Origin of the sequence: Ktedonobacter racemifer DSM 44963 (assembly GCF_000178855.1) — a bacterium.
In the GTDB taxonomy this organism is placed as follows: domain Bacteria; phylum Chloroflexota; class Ktedonobacteria; order Ktedonobacterales; family Ktedonobacteraceae; genus Ktedonobacter; species Ktedonobacter racemifer.
Genome location: NZ_ADVG01000003.1, coordinates 1,264,646 through 1,281,570 on the forward strand (window position 1 = coordinate 1,264,646; position 16,925 = coordinate 1,281,570).

General features: G+C 53.3%; 16 protein-coding genes and 1 pseudogene. 9 read left to right on the plus strand and 8 right to left on the minus strand.

Going from position 1 to position 16,925, the window contains the following annotated elements:
* Positions 1–28: 28 nt before the first annotated feature.
* Positions 29–910: a UTP--glucose-1-phosphate uridylyltransferase gene (locus tag KRAC_RS34520; protein WP_007915416.1), complete on the minus strand. Its 882-nt coding sequence runs from the start codon at positions 908–910 to the stop codon at positions 29–31.
* 128 nt (positions 911–1,038) lie between these two features.
* Entirely contained in the window at positions 1,039–1,599 is a 561-nt protein-coding gene (locus tag KRAC_RS34525; RefSeq protein ID WP_040445543.1) for a GrpB family protein, read from the minus strand.
* Between the two features lie 159 nt (positions 1,600–1,758).
* On the opposite strand from KRAC_RS34525, the gene KRAC_RS34530 reads away from it, so the two are divergent.
* Positions 1,759–2,316: a helix-turn-helix domain-containing protein gene (locus tag KRAC_RS34530; RefSeq protein WP_007913689.1), complete on the plus strand. Its 558-nt coding sequence runs from the start codon at positions 1,759–1,761 to the stop codon at positions 2,314–2,316.
* Between the two features lie 17 nt (positions 2,317–2,333).
* Here KRAC_RS34530 and KRAC_RS79055 read toward each other — a convergent pair whose 3' ends face one another.
* Entirely contained in the window at positions 2,334–2,495 is a 162-nt protein-coding gene (locus tag KRAC_RS79055; protein WP_338010128.1) for a hypothetical protein, read from the minus strand.
* Between KRAC_RS79055 and KRAC_RS34535 the strand changes: the two genes are divergently transcribed.
* Complete coding sequence (locus KRAC_RS34535) at positions 2,487–3,101, plus strand: transposase (protein WP_338010129.1); 615 nt, start codon at positions 2,487–2,489, stop codon at positions 3,099–3,101. The genes KRAC_RS79055 and KRAC_RS34535 overlap by 9 nt on opposite strands.
* A 138-nt stretch (positions 3,102–3,239) precedes the next feature.
* On the opposite strand, the gene KRAC_RS34540 is transcribed toward KRAC_RS34535, so the two are convergent.
* Complete coding sequence (locus tag KRAC_RS34540; RefSeq protein WP_040445544.1) at positions 3,240–5,453, minus strand: PAS domain-containing sensor histidine kinase; 2,214 nt, start codon at positions 5,451–5,453, stop codon at positions 3,240–3,242.
* Positions 5,454–5,896: 443 nt separating this feature from the next.
* On the opposite strand from KRAC_RS34540, the gene KRAC_RS34545 reads away from it, so the two are divergent.
* Positions 5,897–6,661, plus strand: a complete 765-nt coding sequence (locus tag KRAC_RS34545; protein WP_007915419.1) for a ThuA domain-containing protein — start codon at positions 5,897–5,899, stop codon at positions 6,659–6,661.
* 249 nt (positions 6,662–6,910) lie between these two features.
* On the opposite strand, the gene KRAC_RS34550 is transcribed toward KRAC_RS34545, so the two are convergent.
* Together KRAC_RS34550 and KRAC_RS63085 are read right to left on the minus strand one after the other, a co-directional pair.
* Positions 6,911–8,263: a sigma-70 family RNA polymerase sigma factor gene (locus tag KRAC_RS34550; protein ID WP_007915421.1), complete on the minus strand. Its 1,353-nt coding sequence runs from the start codon at positions 8,261–8,263 to the stop codon at positions 6,911–6,913.
* 155 nt (positions 8,264–8,418) lie between these two features.
* Positions 8,419–8,964, minus strand: coding sequence for a COG4315 family predicted lipoprotein (locus KRAC_RS63085; protein WP_007915423.1), 546 nt, complete (start codon positions 8,962–8,964; stop codon positions 8,419–8,421).
* 355 nt (positions 8,965–9,319) lie between these two features.
* Between KRAC_RS63085 and KRAC_RS34560 the strand changes: the two genes are divergently transcribed.
* The 6 genes and pseudogenes from KRAC_RS34560 (at position 9,320) to KRAC_RS34580 (ending at position 14,993) form a co-directional block, all read left to right on the plus strand.
* Positions 9,320–10,390, plus strand: a complete 1,071-nt coding sequence (locus KRAC_RS34560; protein WP_007915425.1) for a LacI family DNA-binding transcriptional regulator — start codon at positions 9,320–9,322, stop codon at positions 10,388–10,390.
* A 329-nt stretch (positions 10,391–10,719) separates the two neighbouring features.
* A complete protein-coding gene (locus tag KRAC_RS34565) occupies positions 10,720–12,057 on the plus strand; it encodes an ABC transporter substrate-binding protein (protein ID WP_007915427.1) in 1,338 nt (445 codons plus the stop codon).
* A 72-nt stretch (positions 12,058–12,129) separates the two neighbouring features.
* The gene (locus KRAC_RS34570) at positions 12,130–13,110 is read left to right on the plus strand and encodes a carbohydrate ABC transporter permease (protein WP_007915429.1); all 981 of its coding nucleotides are present in this window, start codon (positions 12,130–12,132) and stop codon (positions 13,108–13,110) included.
* A complete protein-coding gene (locus KRAC_RS34575; RefSeq protein WP_007915431.1) occupies positions 13,107–13,979 on the plus strand; it encodes a carbohydrate ABC transporter permease in 873 nt (290 codons plus the stop codon). The genes KRAC_RS34570 and KRAC_RS34575 overlap by 4 nt, the downstream gene beginning before the upstream one ends.
* Positions 13,980–14,102: 123 nt before the next feature.
* Positions 14,103–14,195 (plus strand): annotated as a pseudogene (locus KRAC_RS79875) (3-ketoacyl-ACP reductase); the annotation flags it as partial.
* A gap of 189 nt (positions 14,196–14,384) precedes the next feature.
* Positions 14,385–14,993, plus strand: coding sequence for a histidine phosphatase family protein (locus KRAC_RS34580; protein ID WP_007915433.1), 609 nt, complete (start codon positions 14,385–14,387; stop codon positions 14,991–14,993).
* Positions 14,994–15,015: 22 nt separating this feature from the next.
* Here the strand turns inward: KRAC_RS34580 and KRAC_RS34585 are convergent, their stop codons facing one another.
* Together KRAC_RS34585 and KRAC_RS34590 are read right to left on the minus strand one after the other, a co-directional pair.
* Complete coding sequence (locus KRAC_RS34585) at positions 15,016–16,083, minus strand: dipeptidase (protein ID WP_007915434.1); 1,068 nt, start codon at positions 16,081–16,083, stop codon at positions 15,016–15,018.
* A gap of 183 nt (positions 16,084–16,266) precedes the next feature.
* The gene (locus KRAC_RS34590; protein ID WP_007915435.1) at positions 16,267–16,677 is read right to left on the minus strand and encodes a hypothetical protein; all 411 of its coding nucleotides are present in this window, start codon (positions 16,675–16,677) and stop codon (positions 16,267–16,269) included.
* Between the last annotated feature and the right edge of the window lie 248 nt (positions 16,678–16,925).

Below are 16,925 nucleotides of genomic sequence, written 5' to 3' on the forward strand. Positions count from 1 at the left end.
GCTTAGCCCTCTTGCTCATTTGCAAAAATTAGTCTAGATTGAGTCCTTTGAGGAATTTCTGGAAGTTGCCGTTGATGTCGGGGTGTTGCAGGGCCAGTTCGACAACGGTTTTCATATATTCAAGTTTGTCGCCAGTATCGTAGTATCTTCCGTTCTCGATCTCGCAGGCGTAGACGGGATAGCCAGTTTTGATTAACTCGGAGATGGCCTCCGGCAGGTAGATCTCGCCGCCTGTACCGGGTTGCTGCTGGCGGAGAATATTAAAGATTTCTGGTGGTAAGATATAGGCTCCGTGTGCTGCCAGGTTGGAGGGAGCTTTATCGGGATGAGGTTTTTCAACGATGTTTTTGATTTTGTAGACGTTGCCCTCAACTGGCTCTACGTCCGCGATACCATATCGTTTAAGATCCTCTTTGTTCTGGATTCTGACCGCTGAAATAACGGCTCCGCCAAATTTCTCATAGACGCGTATCATCTGAGAGAGCCTGGGTGGATTACTATAAATGAACTCATCCCCCCACATGACAGCAAACATTTCGTTCTCGATCACGGGTTCAGCTGAGAGCACGGGTGTACCGTTCCCATATAAGCCTTTTTGGCGAATATAGACGAAGTTTGCTAACTCGGATATAGCGTGGATTTTCTCAAGGAGATCGGTTTTCCCGCCTGCTTCAAGGTTTTTAAGAAGTTCCGCGTTAGGAACATCGAAGTGATCCTCGATGGCACGCTTGAGCGCGCCGGTCACGATCACAATGTCTTCAATGCCAGCAGCGACAGCTTCTTCAACCACATACTGGATGACAGGCTTATCGACGATAGGAAGCATCTCTTTGGGCATGGCCTTCGTTTGTGGCAAAAAGCGCGTTCCAAACCCCGCCGCAGGAATCACCGCTTTACGAATCTTCTGCATTACTATTTCCTTCTAGAACTTAACCTTGTGGCAATATCTGTTCTGCTGTGTGCTCTCCCAATAAGGGTCGCCAGAGTTATCCTACCTTAGAGACCACGCTTTTGGCAAGAAAGAAATTCGTGATGGGGTTATATCTGCCAATCGGTCGCTTGCGCCCACTCTTCGGCGGCCTCAATGACGATATCGCAGAGCGGGTCTTTAATGTCGTAATAGAACTCCACATCGTCGGGATGGCGTCGGGAGAGGGCCATCTTGATTTGAGCATAGGCTGCGCTGGCCATAGGATGAGCGCGCAGGTAATCGCGAAAGAGAATAGGGTAGCGCTGGTTGGGCAGTCCCAGGGCACGGACATGCAGATGCATGGGGCGCAGACTGACTGGAGGTCTAAAATAGCGTTTCTCCCAATCGGTTTCTAGCCCCTGGTAGAGCGGTGGCAGATGGTCCTGCGTCATTTCGGGCGCCAGGGTATAGCCGAGCATACCTAGCTTCTCTACCAGCTCAGGCGTGCAGGCGAAATCTCTGACAGTAATCTGGATATCGATGATGTCTTTTGCCGCCAAACCCGGCACGGAGGTCGAGCCAATGTGATCAATGCGCAGCGCCAGCTCGCCCAGGGCGGCACTCAACGGACGCGCCAGCGCGAGAAACTCTTCCGGCCAACGCGCATCATATGGGATAATCGTAATCATACATATCTCCCAGGAGCAATACATGTGCATGTGGACAAATTGTGTAGCAAGAATGCATCTTGCACAACTAGTGGGTCAGTTGTCCCGCTCGCTGCCATTCGCAGAAAAGGGGTAGAATAGCCAGGTGAACAGTGTGTTGCATTAAACTGGAGCATTGCTATGTCCCGCCACCAAAAAGATCCACTGCGGGTCCTCAATGAAGAAGAACGCCACGCCCTAGAACACCTGAGCCGTTCGATGAGCCAACCGGGAGTCCATATCAGCCGAGCGAAAGCCTTGCTTGCAGTGGCGAAAGGAAAGAGCTCTACCCAAGCGGCAGAGAGGGCGGGCTATCGAGTGGGAGATACCGTCAGCAAGCTGGTAAACCGTTTCAATCAGGAAGGGATGGCCGCCTTGCAACCGCGACATGGGGGAGGAACACCAGCCAGTTACGGTGTCGAAGAGACGGAGCGTATCCTGGCCGAAGTCCGTCGCTTGCCTGCTCACAATGAGGATGGAACGGCTACCTGGTCGCTTTCTCTGCTCAAAGCTAGCTTACGTCAGGCTCCAGATGGCTTACCGCATGTCAGCACCTACACGATTTGGGGTGTCTTACACGAGGCGGGGTACAACTGGCAGAAGAGTCGAACCTGGTGTGAAACCGGCAAAGTCCTGCGCAAGCGCAAGCGTGGTGTCGTGACGGTGAGGGATCAGGATACCGTGGCAAAAAAAAACTGATTGAACGTGCACACCAGCTAGGAGAACGCCTGGGGCTGGCAGTCTGGAATGAGGATGAAGCCGGACCCTATCAAACCATCCCGTATGCCGGGAGCAGTTGGCAACCAGCGGGCCAGCCAGCCAGGCAGCCGCATGAGTACATCCGCAACGGTACCGCGAAACTGTTGACGTTGTTCCATCCAACAACGGGAGAGGTCCGGGTCAAAGGCGTACGCAGCTGCACCAATGCCGTCTTGCATCCCTGGCTCAAAGAAGAACTCTCTGCGGTTCTCAAGACCTTGCCTGAACCTTCCCTTCTCCTCACTGCCGAAGAGAATCGTCTGCTCTGGGAAAGCTGGCGGGAGGGACTCAAGATCCGGGTGACGCTGCCGGCACAGTTGCCCCCCTTACGGATGCTGCTGATTTGGGACAACCTTACCGGACATAAGACTCCAGCCTTATTGTGCTGGATGTTTCGTCAAGGTATCCTCCCTCTCCAAACACCATTGGGGGGCAGTTGGTTGAACATGGCCGAGTCCATCCAGCGCATCATTGTGCGCCGGGCACTGGATGGACAACATCCGACCAACCCCTGGCAGATCATCGACTGGCTTGAGGCGGTGGCCCGTCATTGGAACGACCACCCCACACCGTTTGAGTGGGGTGGCAAACGTTCGCTGCGACGCAAGCGGGCACGAGAACGGCGACATGCCCTTGGTGGGAGTGGGGCCTGCATACACCGTCCCGTGCGCATTCATCCCACGATGCTTTCGAAATGGCAGCGAGCGGGGCAACTGACCCACTAGTCTAACACATACCGCCTGTAGAGCGCTTTGAGCACTCCCTAATATCCCATATGACAGCTTGTTTGACAGCAATTGGCCCAAATTCCGCATTATATAGCTCCCTGTTCGACGGTCTTCCCGGTCATAAATGCGTTCATGTTAGCCTAAAGTTTCTGGTACTGAAGTGCTCTCTGGTTTGAGCGATCTTTTCAGAGGAAGCGTCACAGAAAAGGTGGAGCCTTTTCCGACTTCGCTCTCCACCGTGATGGTTCCCCCGTGATGCCTGACGATTTCCGCGACAATGTATAGGCCCATCCCCAGGCCGGGAATGGCTTTCTGGTTGGGACCAGAGACGCGATAGAAGCGCTCAAAGATTTTGTCGCGCTGCTCCTGGGGGATGCCCTGGCCATGATCGCGTACCCGAATTGTCGCCGCCTCAGGGGAGGCGCTCAGGTCAATCTCAACCGTCTCTGCACCGGGAGAATACTTGATGGCATTGCTGATCAGGTTGATGAAAACTTGCCCGAGTCGGTCTTTATCCCCTTCCAGAGAGCAAAGAGTCGCGCCACGCACGACAATGGTATGGGTGGTGGAAATCTGCTGCATGGTATCTGTCACCTCGTGAAGCAGCGTATCAAGATCGACTATCTCCTGTAGATACTCCAATCTGCCTGCCTGGATCTTAGACACATCCAGTAACTCGCCGATGAGGCGTTCTAGTTGCTGGATTGATCCCTCGACTCTGGAAAGTGCTGTGGCAGCCTCGTGAGGAGACTGCCGTTCCAGGCGTTTTCTCGCCAGTTGAGCCTGCATCTTTAACGCGGTGAGCGGTGTCTTGAGCTCATGGCTCGCCATGCTGATAAAGGCATCCTTGCGTTGTTCAAGTTCCTTGCGGGCCGAGTTATCCAACACAAAGGCGATGCTTTGATAGGGGAAATGCTGTAAGACGACTGCACCCACGAGCACCGGAAGGCGGCTGCCATCTTTACACACATATTCTTTCTCGTAGGGCGTTATATACTGCTGGACGGTAAGTTGCTGATGGACCTGCTGCGTAAGCGCCCGATACTCTGGAGGTGTTATGCGCATCCAATTTATGTTCCCGGCACGTAGGTCTTCACGAGTATAGCCGGTCATGCGCAAAAAGGTGTCGTTCGCCTCCACAATTTGTTCACCTTCGATGATATTGATTCCGATAATGCTGGAGTTCATCAGGATGTTTGCTTGCTCCTGACTCTGGCGTAAGGCTTCCTCGATGCGCTTCTGGTCATCAATATCAGTGCCAGTGCCAAACCACTTGACGATCTGACCGGCTTCATCGCGGACTGGGAGCGCACGGGCTAAATACCAGCGATACTCTCCTGTCCGCCCATCCCTGAGACGATATTCGTTCTCGTAGATGTTACCGTTTTTGAGCACCTGGTGTCGGAGCATCAGTGTCCGCTCAATATCCTCTGGATGCACGAATTGACGCCAGAGATCGTCTCCTTCGAGATTAAGATTGGCCTGCGTCACGTCGCGATAACGCTGATTGGTGTAGTCAAGACGGCCATCGGACCACATGGTCCACACCAGTTGCGGCACCGTTTCGGCCAGCAGGCGAAAGCTCTCTTGGCTTTCTTTGAACTGCTGCTCGGTTCGTTTCTGCTCATCGATGTTAGTGCAGGTGCCAACCCAGTGCAGGATCATGCCCTGCGCATTTCTCTGCGGTACACCTCGTACCAGAAACCAGTGATACGCTTCGCTTGTGCCGTCTTGCAAGCGATGTTCTACTTCATAAGGTGTGCCGGTCTGGATGGCTGTCTGCCAGGCCTGCCTTACACGTTGGTGGTCATCAGGATGCACCCTCACCATCCAACCATCACCTTCTACTTGTTCGAGGGTCATTGCCAGATAATCGATTAAACGCTGATTGTTGTAGGTAATATATCCATCGGGACCTGCAATCCAGACCAACTGGGGGATGGCATCAACCAGCGTGCGAATCTCGTCTTCGCGCTTGCGTTGGGCTGGTGCTCTCACCTCGTGAAACTGCAACGTGAGTCCCCCAACGGTCGGAGAGAGATACACATGCAGCCAGGTCCGGGTCACGGGAGAACAATACTCCACTTCAGTCGATGCTTGGATCTGTCTGGCCTGAAGCATTGCATGATAGAGTTCGCTGCTCACGAGTTGTGGAGCTCCACGCCAGAAGGGAGTTCCACGCAATTCCTCTAGCGTGGCTCCAGTGATAGCCTGCGCGCTCGCATTTGCATACATAATGGTCTCAGTGTCATCGATGAAAAAAAAGGCACCTGGAAGCACTCTAAGCATAGTGATGAGTGTTTCACGAGACGGAAGCAGGTCTCGATCGTTTTGCCAAGAATTTGGCATATAGCAACCATCCCTTTCCCATGGCCCCATCCCTGGCGAGGAAGATTTCTCTAACACTGACATCAAGAAGTCAACTACGACTCTCAGCGTAAAAATCGAAGATCTGTTCGCCATTCCCTGCTCGTTTTAGGGAATACGAGTTTCGTTATTTATGCCGAGGTCAGTAAAAATGGTGGAATATATACGAGGAACAAGCAAGATATACTTATGTATTCCCGGTGAAATCTTTTCTACGCCTGCATATCAAGCTCAAGTGTTCTTGGCGTCCATTGGCTCCTTCACATCTGCCTTTTCTATTGATGGATATGCTTCTGTATCTATAAGATACTCTCTCTTGCGACTAAAATGCTCTCTCTTGCGACAAGCGTCAATGTGCGTTATAACAAAGGTGCCATTCTGATTGAGAGGTAATGTCCTGGTTGCCAGGCGAGAGGTTTGCGTGTATGAGAAGTCTCTGTTGTATTTTGCTGAGTATTATTGTCTTGACGAGTTGCGGGACATCCTTGCAACTTAATCGCCCCAGCGAGAGCACTCCAGCCAGCTCGCAGGTCCGCCTACTTATCTTCTCGCGCACGACGGGCTTCCGCCATGCCTCCATTCCCGATGGCATTGCCAGTATCAAGCAAATAGCAGCGGCGCAGCAGGTCGCTGTCGATGCGACAGAGGATGCCTCGACGTTTACACCTGCCAATCTGATGCGCTATCGAGCTATCATCTTTTTAAGCACGAGCGGAAACGTCCTCGATGCTGCGCAGAAAGCGGCCTTTGAGGGCTACATACGAGCGGGTGGTGGGTATGTTGGTATCCATTCAGCCAGTGATACTGAGTATAATTGGCCCTGGTATGGACAACTGGTTGGTGCGTATTTCAAAAGTCATCCCTCGCGCCTTCAACTGGCACATCTCACGGTTGAGGAGAGACATCATCCCTCAACTGCGAAGCTCCCCCGATCCTGGACACGTGTCGATGAATGGTATAACTTCAGATCGAATCCTCGCAGTCATGTGCATGTATTGCTTACCATTGACGAGACTTCTTATCAAGGTGGTGAGATGAACGGTGATCATCCCATTTCCTGGTATCACACCTTTGATGGTGGACGCGCATGGTACACTGCCATGGGTCACACGTCCGCGAGTTTCGCTGAGCCTCTGTTCCGTGCCCACCTCTGGGGTGGAATCCTCTATGCAGCCGGGCTCCCTTCCTGACTGTCTCTTCTGCATGATAGGTCTGCCGCAACTTGCGCACTCAGCAATATGGAGGAATGAGCATGATACTGGCCTAACAAGGTATTGTGTTGCAAGGATACATATTATGGCACATGCAGATGTAGTTAAACTTCTGAATGAGGGTGTGATGCTGGTTGGCAGCCTGCGGCTGCCAACCAGCATCACACCCTCATTCAGAAGCGAGCGCCGCAGGCGCGAGCGGTGAAGCCGAAAAATGAATGTGTACTATTACTCCAGCACCAGTTCCATGATCTCCAGGTGGATCCAGTGGGAGGCGTAGGCGCGAAATGACACTTGCTGCTTCAGGCCGAATTTATAGATGGCATAGGTGAGACCCCTATTCGCTGCGTCTAGCAGCTTACCTACGTCTCTGCCGGGAGCCAGGTACTCCTTGATGATGGTGAATACCTGCTCCTGACACGCCATGAAGAGTTGATAATAGGCGAGCTTGCCCTCCTCAATGACCTGGCTATCTGGCTGTACGCTACGGTATTCGGCGCGCTTCTTCTCCCTCTCGGCCTGTGTGACCTTGTGTGCCAGTTGCCGCTCTTGCTCCGGGCTGAGCGTGGGCGTGAGGTCGCGTAGGTAATCCGCCAGGGCCAGGGCGCTCTCGTTGGTCTGTTCATCAACGGATGGCCTTACTGCTGCTCTGCGCTCGACCCCCAGGGATTGAAGCAGCCCATACGTGATCCCGTACTCGCTCTCTGCGCTTTGGAGGGCGCTCAAGATGTAGTGTGGGCTGATGGCTTTCTCTCCGTCCGCCTGGGCTTGCTGTTCTGCTCCAGCCAGAATGTGGCGCGCCTGCGGAGTGAAGGCGGTCTCAGCTTTGGCTCCGCCCTGGTCTCTGCCCACAAGGAAAAGCAAGCCAGAGCGAACATGCTCAAGCGTTATGCCCTGTTCGGCTAAGGGCGCCGCGGCACTCCCCTCGGCGAGGATACCCAGCAGGAGGTGCTCGGGTCCGATATAATAGTGCTGTAAAGCCAATGCCTCTTCTCTGGCCAGCTCAAGCACCTGTTGTCCCTGCTTAGTGTAGGGAAGCGCAATTTCATGCATTGGTGAAAGCTTCCTTTCTTCCGTTTCAAAAAGAGCCGCCTGGCGCAAGGCACGCAGTTGTAGTACGCGCACATGTCCAGGGGTCAAGCCTAATTCTTGCCCAACCTCTGCCGCCGTATAACCCTGCATATAGCGCAGGAGTAATACCTGGCGCTCACGTTCGGGGAGCAGCGAGAGCAGGCGCTGGACGCGTACCTGTGCCTCTCCCTGCTCTAACTCATGAGGAATGATGGCGTGTTCCTCCAGGGTCTCAAGAGGAAGAGCTGCGCCCTTTGCTTGCTCCTGCCAGTAATCGGCAAGCGTGGTACGGGCGGCGGCATAAAGCCAGCTCCGAACTTGCCGCATGCCTCTGTCATCAAGAAGCCAGCGCAGCGCCTTGAGAAAGACCACGCTGGTCAAATCATCCGCTATCTCGGGTCGCCGCACCTTATGAAGGATAAAGGCGTGAACCTCGACATAGTGCTCACGGAAGATCGCTTCCATGAGTGTGTATCGCTGCCTCTCCTTCTCTGAAAAGGATATTTCCATGACTGCTTTTGTATCTCCCTCTCTGCTCACCTTTCCTTATATATAACAGGCGGGCGTTACAGAGCCAGAGAGAAGTCCTTTGTGGACCAACACACAAAAGCCCCTGGCGAGATATCTCGCCAGGGGCTTTGCCTATTATTGCTGTAAACGGCTGTTTACAGGCCAGTGGGGATGCTGGGGGTGGCGGGCTGCCAGGGCGAGTTATCAGCCAGGGGCGCATTGAAGTCACCAGGCTTCTTGTCACCAACGTAGGTGTAGAGGGGATAGCCCTGGTAGAAGACCACCTGGCGCCCCATATAATCGGTACCCACGCTCAGTGTTCCGGGCAGCGGTGTGGTAGAGGTAGGGGTGCCGGTACCCTTATAAAGCAGGGGACTCCAGGTCTTGGCGCATTCCCCATCACAGCTAAAGCCGCTTGCCCCTTGCCACTCATGGACATACAATGTTATGCCTTTGAGGGTTGTCAAAACAGTGAGTGTGCTCCCTACCGCTTGATGGGACGGAACCTCTCCTACGGACACCACGAGCGAAGAAGATTTGTGCTTTGCGTTGTTTGTGAGTATCGATTGCGTGGTAGTTCCGTTGAGCGACGTAGCGAGCGTATTGGCGCCAGTCGTCGAAGCGGTGGAACCGCAGGCCGCCAGAATTCCGACCAGCAGCAGGGCGAGGCCCAGGCTAAAAACGAGGTTTTTCAAACGCATAGTGTTTTTTCTCCTGTGTTCATAAATGGTTTTTTGACATAATTTTTCATTGGGCACATAGGCATTCCAAAACTTATGGATGGGCTGAAGCAGCCACGAGAGAAGCTTTATTCTCTCCACTGTGTTCACCGACTTGAATAGAAGATACCATACAAGCAAGCTACTCCATATGGGTCATATGACCCATATGGTGAGGAATGTGAGCTAGTTCACATTCTGCATTGGTCTGCTCTCAGCGGGGGCTAAAGGGCTAAATATCGGCCTTGACTTTTCTCTTCATTGCCGGGTATACTTACAAAAACGTTTTTCAAAAACGTTTTTGTGTTCTTTTCCTGGTAAAATGGAGGTCGGCCTGATGCGCCGCAAAACGGTAACCATACGCGATGTAGCCCAGCGTGCCCAGGTTTCGGTCAGTACTGTTTCACAGATCTTAAATGGGAATCATAGCTATGTCAGCGCAGATAAGCGCGAGCGTGTCTTACAGGCGGCTGAAGAGCTACAGTATCGCCCGAACGCGATTGCCAGGAGTATGGTGAAGCAGCGGACGGGGACCGTGGGAATGATCTTCACCTCGGTAGTTGATCACCTGTTTATACATACCATTAAAAGCGCGCAGGCCGTTCTGAAACCGGAGGGCTACACTATTTTCCTGGCCGATACTCCCGATATCGAGAGTGAGATCCAGGCGATTGCGGCTTTGCAAGATCGCCAGGTCGATGGGTTTATTTTTGTCTCGATGACCTCCGTGGCGGATTCTGCCCATCTCCAGCGCCTCAAAGCAGAAGAGGTACCCTTTGTTGTCATCAATCGTCCGCGTGTACAGGCCTATGACTTCAACCAGATTCAGTGGAACGATTGGGAGGCAGGCTATCTCGCGACCAGGCACTTGCTTAACCTGGGCCACACCTCTGTAGCCACGATCTGTGGGCCGCGGCAGGGCCTACCTCACTGGCAGAGTGCCTTTGATCGTCATGAAGGTTGGCAGCAGGCTCTAGCGGAGCAGGGAATCATGGTTTCACCCGACTGGATATTTGATGGTAACTATACCTGTCAGGGGGGATACGAAGCCACTAGGCAGCTTCTTCAGCAGGCAGGATCGAAGAGTAAGTTGCCGACTGCGCTCTTTGTTGCCAATGAGGAGATGTCCATCGGCGTCTTAAGAGCGCTCCACTATGCAGGAGTTCGCGTTCCACAGGATATCGCTCTGGTCAGTGTTGGCGATACGCCTTTTACAGCCCATATGACCCCGTCGTTGACAACGCTCGCTCATCCAGTCGCTGAGGCGGGGCAAATTGCGGCCCAAATTCTCCTGAAGCAATTTGCCACCAAAGAACTATTGCCAACACAAAAAATTATGCTCAGCTTTGATATGCGGGTACGTGAGTCCTGTGGCTCTAACCCGGAACCTTCCGAAATATTTTTCTAATGTTTGTGTGATGTGATGGTTGGCTGGCAGAGCCAGCCAACCATCACATCACACAAACAACAACGAGGCACCGTAGGTACCGAGAGACTATAGCTAACGAGATGTGCAAGTTGTTGAGAGCGGGGTCAAGGGGCAGCGCCCCTTGCGGGGTTTGGGGTGTCCCCAAATTCTTTTTCTCCTTGCCGCCGCAGGCGGCAGAATGAACTTGCACATCGCGTTAGCTAACAAACAAAAGAAAGGAGTTTGCAAGACAGAGACCTTAGATAGGAAGAGTAATGAAGCTCTTCTAAGTGAGTAGTGTGCAAGGAAAAAGCAAAGGAGACAAAGTTGTGAAAACCTATTTGCGACGCACTCCCCTCTATTCATCTTTGATCATCGTCTTATTACTCATGCTGACCGCGTGCGGCGGCACCTCTTCCGGAAATACTTCTGGTCAGACGCTCCATGTGCTGGTGGGCGCCAATACTACATTTCCTACCCAACAGAAGCAATGGATGCAGCAAATTGGGACGGAATTTCACAAGCTCACCGGGTCTACGATTGCCTGGGATACGTACAGTAGCTCAAGCGAGGAGCAGACCAAGCTGCAAACAGCGGTTGTGAGTGGCAATGGTCCCGATATCTTTAGCCTGGGGACAACCTTTGTCCCTACCGCGCAAGCCACCAACGGTTTTGTGACGCTGAGCGATGCTGATTGGCAGCAGGTCGGCGGGAAGAGCAAATTCTTTCCCCAGCAGCTAACCATGGCAGGCAAAACCCCTGACCAGACGATTGGCATTCCCTGGACCATGGCCCCCTTCGCGATGGTATACAACAAGGATCTCTTCCAGAAGGCAGGCATCACCACTCCTCCTACGACCTGGACTGAGTTCGTCCAGGATGCTCAGAAGATTACCCAGCCCTCACAAGGCGTGTATGGTGCTGAGATCGATCCTTCGGATTCATTCGATACGTGGAAGATTATCTGGACCTTCAGTAAACAGTTGGGTAAGGATTTTCTTTCTCCCGATCTCAAGACCGCCCAGTTGAATACTCCCGAGGCCCAGTCGGCCCTCCAGTTCTGGTTTGATTGGGCGACAAAATACAAGATCACCGATCCAAACGCCATGTCCTGGAAATCGGGAGATGCCACGCGTGCCTTTGGCAGCGGCAAGGTGGGTATGCAGATCATGGTCTCTACCTCTATCATTCCGACCCTCAATAAGGCTGGCCTGTCTGGTCACTATGCCTTTGCTCCCATGCCTACCGTTCCATATGGTATGCAGCAGCGGCCCGCCAGCGGTATTGCCGCGACCTCGATTGTTTCAGGCCAGATGCTGGCTATTGCTAAGTACTCGAATCAAAAAGACCTGGCCTTGAAACTTATCAACCTGCTTACCGATAACCAGCACCAGCTCGACTGGCATAAGACCTTTGGCGATCTCCCAACTAATGCTGCCGCCGCCAATCAGTTAGCCAGTCAGGACTCTCTAACGGCCGCGTTTATCCAGGCCGAGGCTGGGGCTACGCCGACACCTTTCTCTGGCTCCTGGGCCTCTATCCAGGTTTCCATGGCGGGCGTCTGTTCCAAAGTAGCCAACCTGGTCGCTACGAATCAATATTCGCCATCTTCGATCAAACCCTTGCTTGACCAGGCGAATCAGCAGATTCAAGGCTCACTGCACTAGAGAAATTTCTTCTTCCAGCCAGGATTCGCCTGCATTGCGCAGGCGAATCCCGCGACCGAAAAGGTGGTAGCTATGTCTATTAGTTCTACACCAGAAAAGATGCCACCCCCAATTCGCACGACCGGCGCGTTAAATAAGCGTTTGCTTCGCAAGGGCATTGGCAGCCATCGCCCTTTGTGGCTGCTCTGGCCGGGGCTCGTGCTACTGCTGGTTATCGTTGGCATTCCTTTTCTGATCGCTTTCTATATCAGCTTTCTCAACCTCGATCAATATAGCCTGCGTAGCTGGCTAGAGGCTCCCTGGGTCGGCTTGAGCAACTACCTTGCCGCCTTTACTAATGGGAACGTAGTTGGGGCATCCCTGCTTGTCTCGCTAGGCGTCAGCCTGGGTTTCTCGCTGCTTACTACACTGTTCATTGTGCCTATTGGCATCCTGGCGGCGCTGACGGTGAACACGCCGTATCGCGGGCGAGCTTTTGTGCGCATCCTTTATCTAATCCCTTATGTCATCCCTACCTTTGTCACGGCGCTGATCTGGCGTATGATGTTCTTAAATGGGACGGGCCTAGTTGATCGTTTTCTGGCGGCTATTCATGTTGCTAACGTCAATACCTACTGGCTGCTCGGCGCGAATAGCTTCTGGGCGATGGTGATCGCTGATACCTGGGCCTCGTGGCCGTTTATTTATATGCTGACCCTGGCTGGATTACAATCCCTCCCCTCCGAGGTCTACGACTCAGCCGCGGTGGATGGAGCAAATTTCCGGCAGAAGATGCTGTATATTGTTCTACCTCACTTGCGCCATACGCTGGCGCTGGCCGTGTTGCTCTCGACGCTCAACCACTTCAATAATTTTACCCTGCCCTTCGTCATGTTTGGGACACCTCCTCCTATCCAGGCCGATGTGCTCCCTCTCAACATCTATGTCTCTTCATTTCAGCTCTTTAACTTCGGCGGTGGTGCCGCGATGTCGGTGGTTACGCTGATCCTTGTATTAATCCCCGGATTCCTCTATATCCGCTCGTTGCGCTTGAGTGAGGTGAAGGCATCATGAGGCATCGCTACAATTACAATGCGCAGGAAGTTTTACCGCCATGGGTGCGCTGGCTACTGATCGTGGTGCTGGCGATTTTTGTCCTGGTCCCCGTTGGATATATGCTCCTGCTCTCCGTGACGCCGGATATCGAGGTGAATGGTGAGCATCTCTTGCCATCCCACTGGGCCTTTGAAAACTATGTGCAGATGTGGTCCACAATCAATCTTGCTCAGGGCCTCTTCAATAGCGTGCTTATCTCGCTGGTCGCGAGCACGATTGCGGTGGTTCTGGCCGTTGGGGCTGCGTATGTGATTACGCGCTTTCACTTTCGTGGTCGCATCGCCTACCTATATTCCCTTATTGGTTTGCAGGCGATTCCAAGCATCATGCTCCTGCTGCCCCTCTTCGTGCTTTTCATCTCCCTGCAAAGCTTCTTGCAAGTGAAACTGGTTGGGACCTATACCGGGGTAATTATTACCTACCTGACCTTCTCGCTGCCTTTTGCGACCTGGCTGCTGGTGACGTATCTCGCCAATATTCCCCTTGATGTCGAGGAGGCGGCTATGATCGATGGCGCGACGCGGCTGCAAACCCTCTGGCGCATCATTGTACCCCTGGCGCTGCCCGGCCTGGTAGTTGCCTTGGTCTTTTCGTTCTTGACGGGCTGGAACGACGTGCTCTTTGCTAGCGTGCTGACCTCGCCAGAGACGCAGACAGTCGGCGTACAGTTGCAGGCCTTTAGTGCCGCTCAGGAAGGCGGGGCGTTGCCACTCTATGGTCAGCTAATGAGCGCCGCTCTCATGAGCGGGCTACCCGTAGTTATCTTGTACCTGGTGTTTCAGAAATACTTGATCGGCGGCCTGACCGCTGGCAGCGTAAAGGGATGATTTCTGACGGCTATCTCCCAATAGCCTCTCTCGGCAGGGCACTAAAGGCCAGCGCGGTCTTGCCCTGCGCCAGTGGGACCTCCTTTGTGATGAGACCGCATCGCGATCTGCGGCATGATGACCCCCGAAGATGTCGCCCGACTCATCTGCTCAACCCTGGAGCAGGAAGCGCTGACAGGCCAGCTCATCACCATCGATAGTGGACAGACATTATAGTTGGTGATTGGTAAAGAGCGCTACTTACGTACGCGTCCCCTATGCGTCGATGTATCCTCTACGCGTAGGGGACGCGTACGTAAGTAGCGCTTCTTGACAATTCCCCTTATTTTATATAATATATCGGAAGTGGATATATCCGATGTTGATATAAATATACTGCAAATCAGAGGCGGAAGGAGCTATAAAGTGACTCATCTCTATTTAATACGCCATGGCGATTACATTGAAGACCTGGAGGATGGCAAATATCAGGATCTAGGTCTCTCGCCTGAGGGTGTCAGGCAGGTGGAGGCTCTGCGTGAGCGCCTGGCCAGGACGGGCGAGATCAAGGCCGATGTGCTACTCAGCAGTCCTATGCGACGCGCAAGGGAAGCGGCAGCCATACTGGCGTCTGTGTGGGAGCAGTCGGTAATCTTTGATAAAGACTTTGAAGAGTGGGTCTGTGATGATGGCACCTTGACTCCCGAGGAGTTTTCTCGGCGCTGGCAGCAGGTATCTGAAGCACAAAAGCCTTTCTATCGCTTTATGCCTGGCTATGAAACGGCTCTGGAGTTTTCCGGACGTGTTCAAGCAGCTTTTAATCGCATTCTGCTAGAACATCAGGGGAAAACGCTCGTGCTGGTCACCCATGGGGGCGTTATCGGCACGGCATTTAGTTATTTCTTTGGTCTGAGTGCCGCATTGCCCTCGCGGGTTGGCCTGGGTCCGAAGAACGCCTCCATTACTCACTGGTATCAACCCGCGAGCGCACCCAAGTGGGTTCTTGAGCGCTACAATGACTACCACCATTTATGATAGAACGCTACTGGCACAGTGCCTATGCCCAGGTCAGGCGTAGGACGCGAAGCCAGTTCTCATGGGTTAGCTTGCGCAGCGCGGCTTCATCATAGCCATGTTCGCGTAAGGCGGTGACGAGTTTAGGGAGCCCACTTACATCTCCAATTTCTCGCGAAACCGTGGTGCCATCAAAGTCTGACCCGAAGCCGACGCGGTCGATGCCAAGATGCTCGACGAGATAATCGATATGGCGCACCATGACCGTCAGCGGTAGATTGGGATCGCGATTGGTGTCTGTGCGCAGGTCGGAAACACCAAAATTGAGGCCGACGATGCCGTCTGATGCTTTGACGGCGTCTAGCTGACGATCAGTGAGGTTGCGCGTGGAGGGACAGAGGGCATGAACGGCAGTGTGCGTCACGACCAGCGGGGCGTTAGAGATCTGTGCCACATCCCAGAAGCCCTGCTCGTTGAGATGCGCGAGGTCCACCAGGATACCCAGGCGATTGCAGGCGTGTACAAGCTCGCGTCCAGCCGCTGTCAGTCCTGGACCCGTATCGGGCGAACGAGGAAAGCCAAAGGGGACGCCATGCGCGAAGTCATTAGGGCGACTCCAGACGAGGCCAAGTGAGCTCAGCCCCTTCTGGTAGAAGCTCTCTAAATTATCGAGATCAGGCGCGATGGCCTCAGCCCCCTCGAAGTGTAGAATAATGGCCAGGATGCCTTTCTGCATGCAGTCCTGTAGCTCATCAACCGTGCGCACAACTTTAATCTGTCCCGCGGACTCCGCCTCCAGGTGGTAGAGGAGTTCTATGACCTCGCCAGTCATTCGTTGAGCGTAAGCATGCTCAATCGCCGGGAAGGGACGCACCTCATATCCCGTTTCCGTCACGACCATACGCTCTTTCATCGTCTGCGCCTTCCCTGGTGCGGGACAAAAGATGGCGAAGAAGCCGCCCGCGAAGTTTCCCTGCCGCGCTCGTGGCAGATCGATGTGCCCCTGTTCACTCTGCTCGAAAAAACTTCGCCCTCTTCCCCGTTCCGGCGAGTAGAGATGCAGCAAGGTATCATTGTGTCCGTCTAAGATAGGTAGCGTACTTGTCATCATGCAAAATATCTCTTTTCATGAATATGCTCTTTAAATTATATGCATGGCGAGCGGTAATAGACAAGCGTTGGCGAAAAGGGGGACGTACCATTTTAAATTACACATTTCAGGACCGTACTGCTGTGTTTGGGGATGCCATGAATACTGTCATGGCATCCCCCTTTATGAACACTGGGACGCCTATCATACAAGCTGCGGCTGCCTGCTTCCCTTGCTGGCTGTTTGCTTGAGACGCAGGTAACGCATACCAGTGGTACCGAACAACACGAGCGCGCCCAGGCCAACCAGCAGATGGGCAGTTCTGATCAGCCAGTGGAGATCGCCAATAAGCAGCGTCATCTGGATGATCCCAAAGACCGGCACGAGGGGAGCATAAACGAGGCTCACAGCGCCCAGGAGCCTTGTTCCTCTATTGAGAACCGCTATAATCCCAAGCGTCAATAGCGCGAGAACGAAGATCAAACCAAACAACGCGTGAACGATTTGAAGCATGGTCGGACTCATTCCGGTAATCCAAATGAAGAGCCCGAGCACCAGCACTACCAGGCCTGCTATGCCTCCTACCCAATGCAAGATATGTACCGTTGTTTTCATAGAACGATGCCTTTCTGTCAAAGCCGAGGAAAACTGTTCCCCGCTCTCTCATGTCAGGGCCTTTCCCTTCTCGCCTCCCGCTTTCTTCCAAAATGGAAAAGCCCTGCTTTTATGTGACCATGTTTTGTCATTGGCCTTCTCATTTGCTACAATGAGAAGGTACAGGAAGAGGAAGAGGGGAGCAAGTACGCAATTTTATGTGACGGAGATGAGCCCATCGCATGCTCACCCACTAAAATGGAGTCACT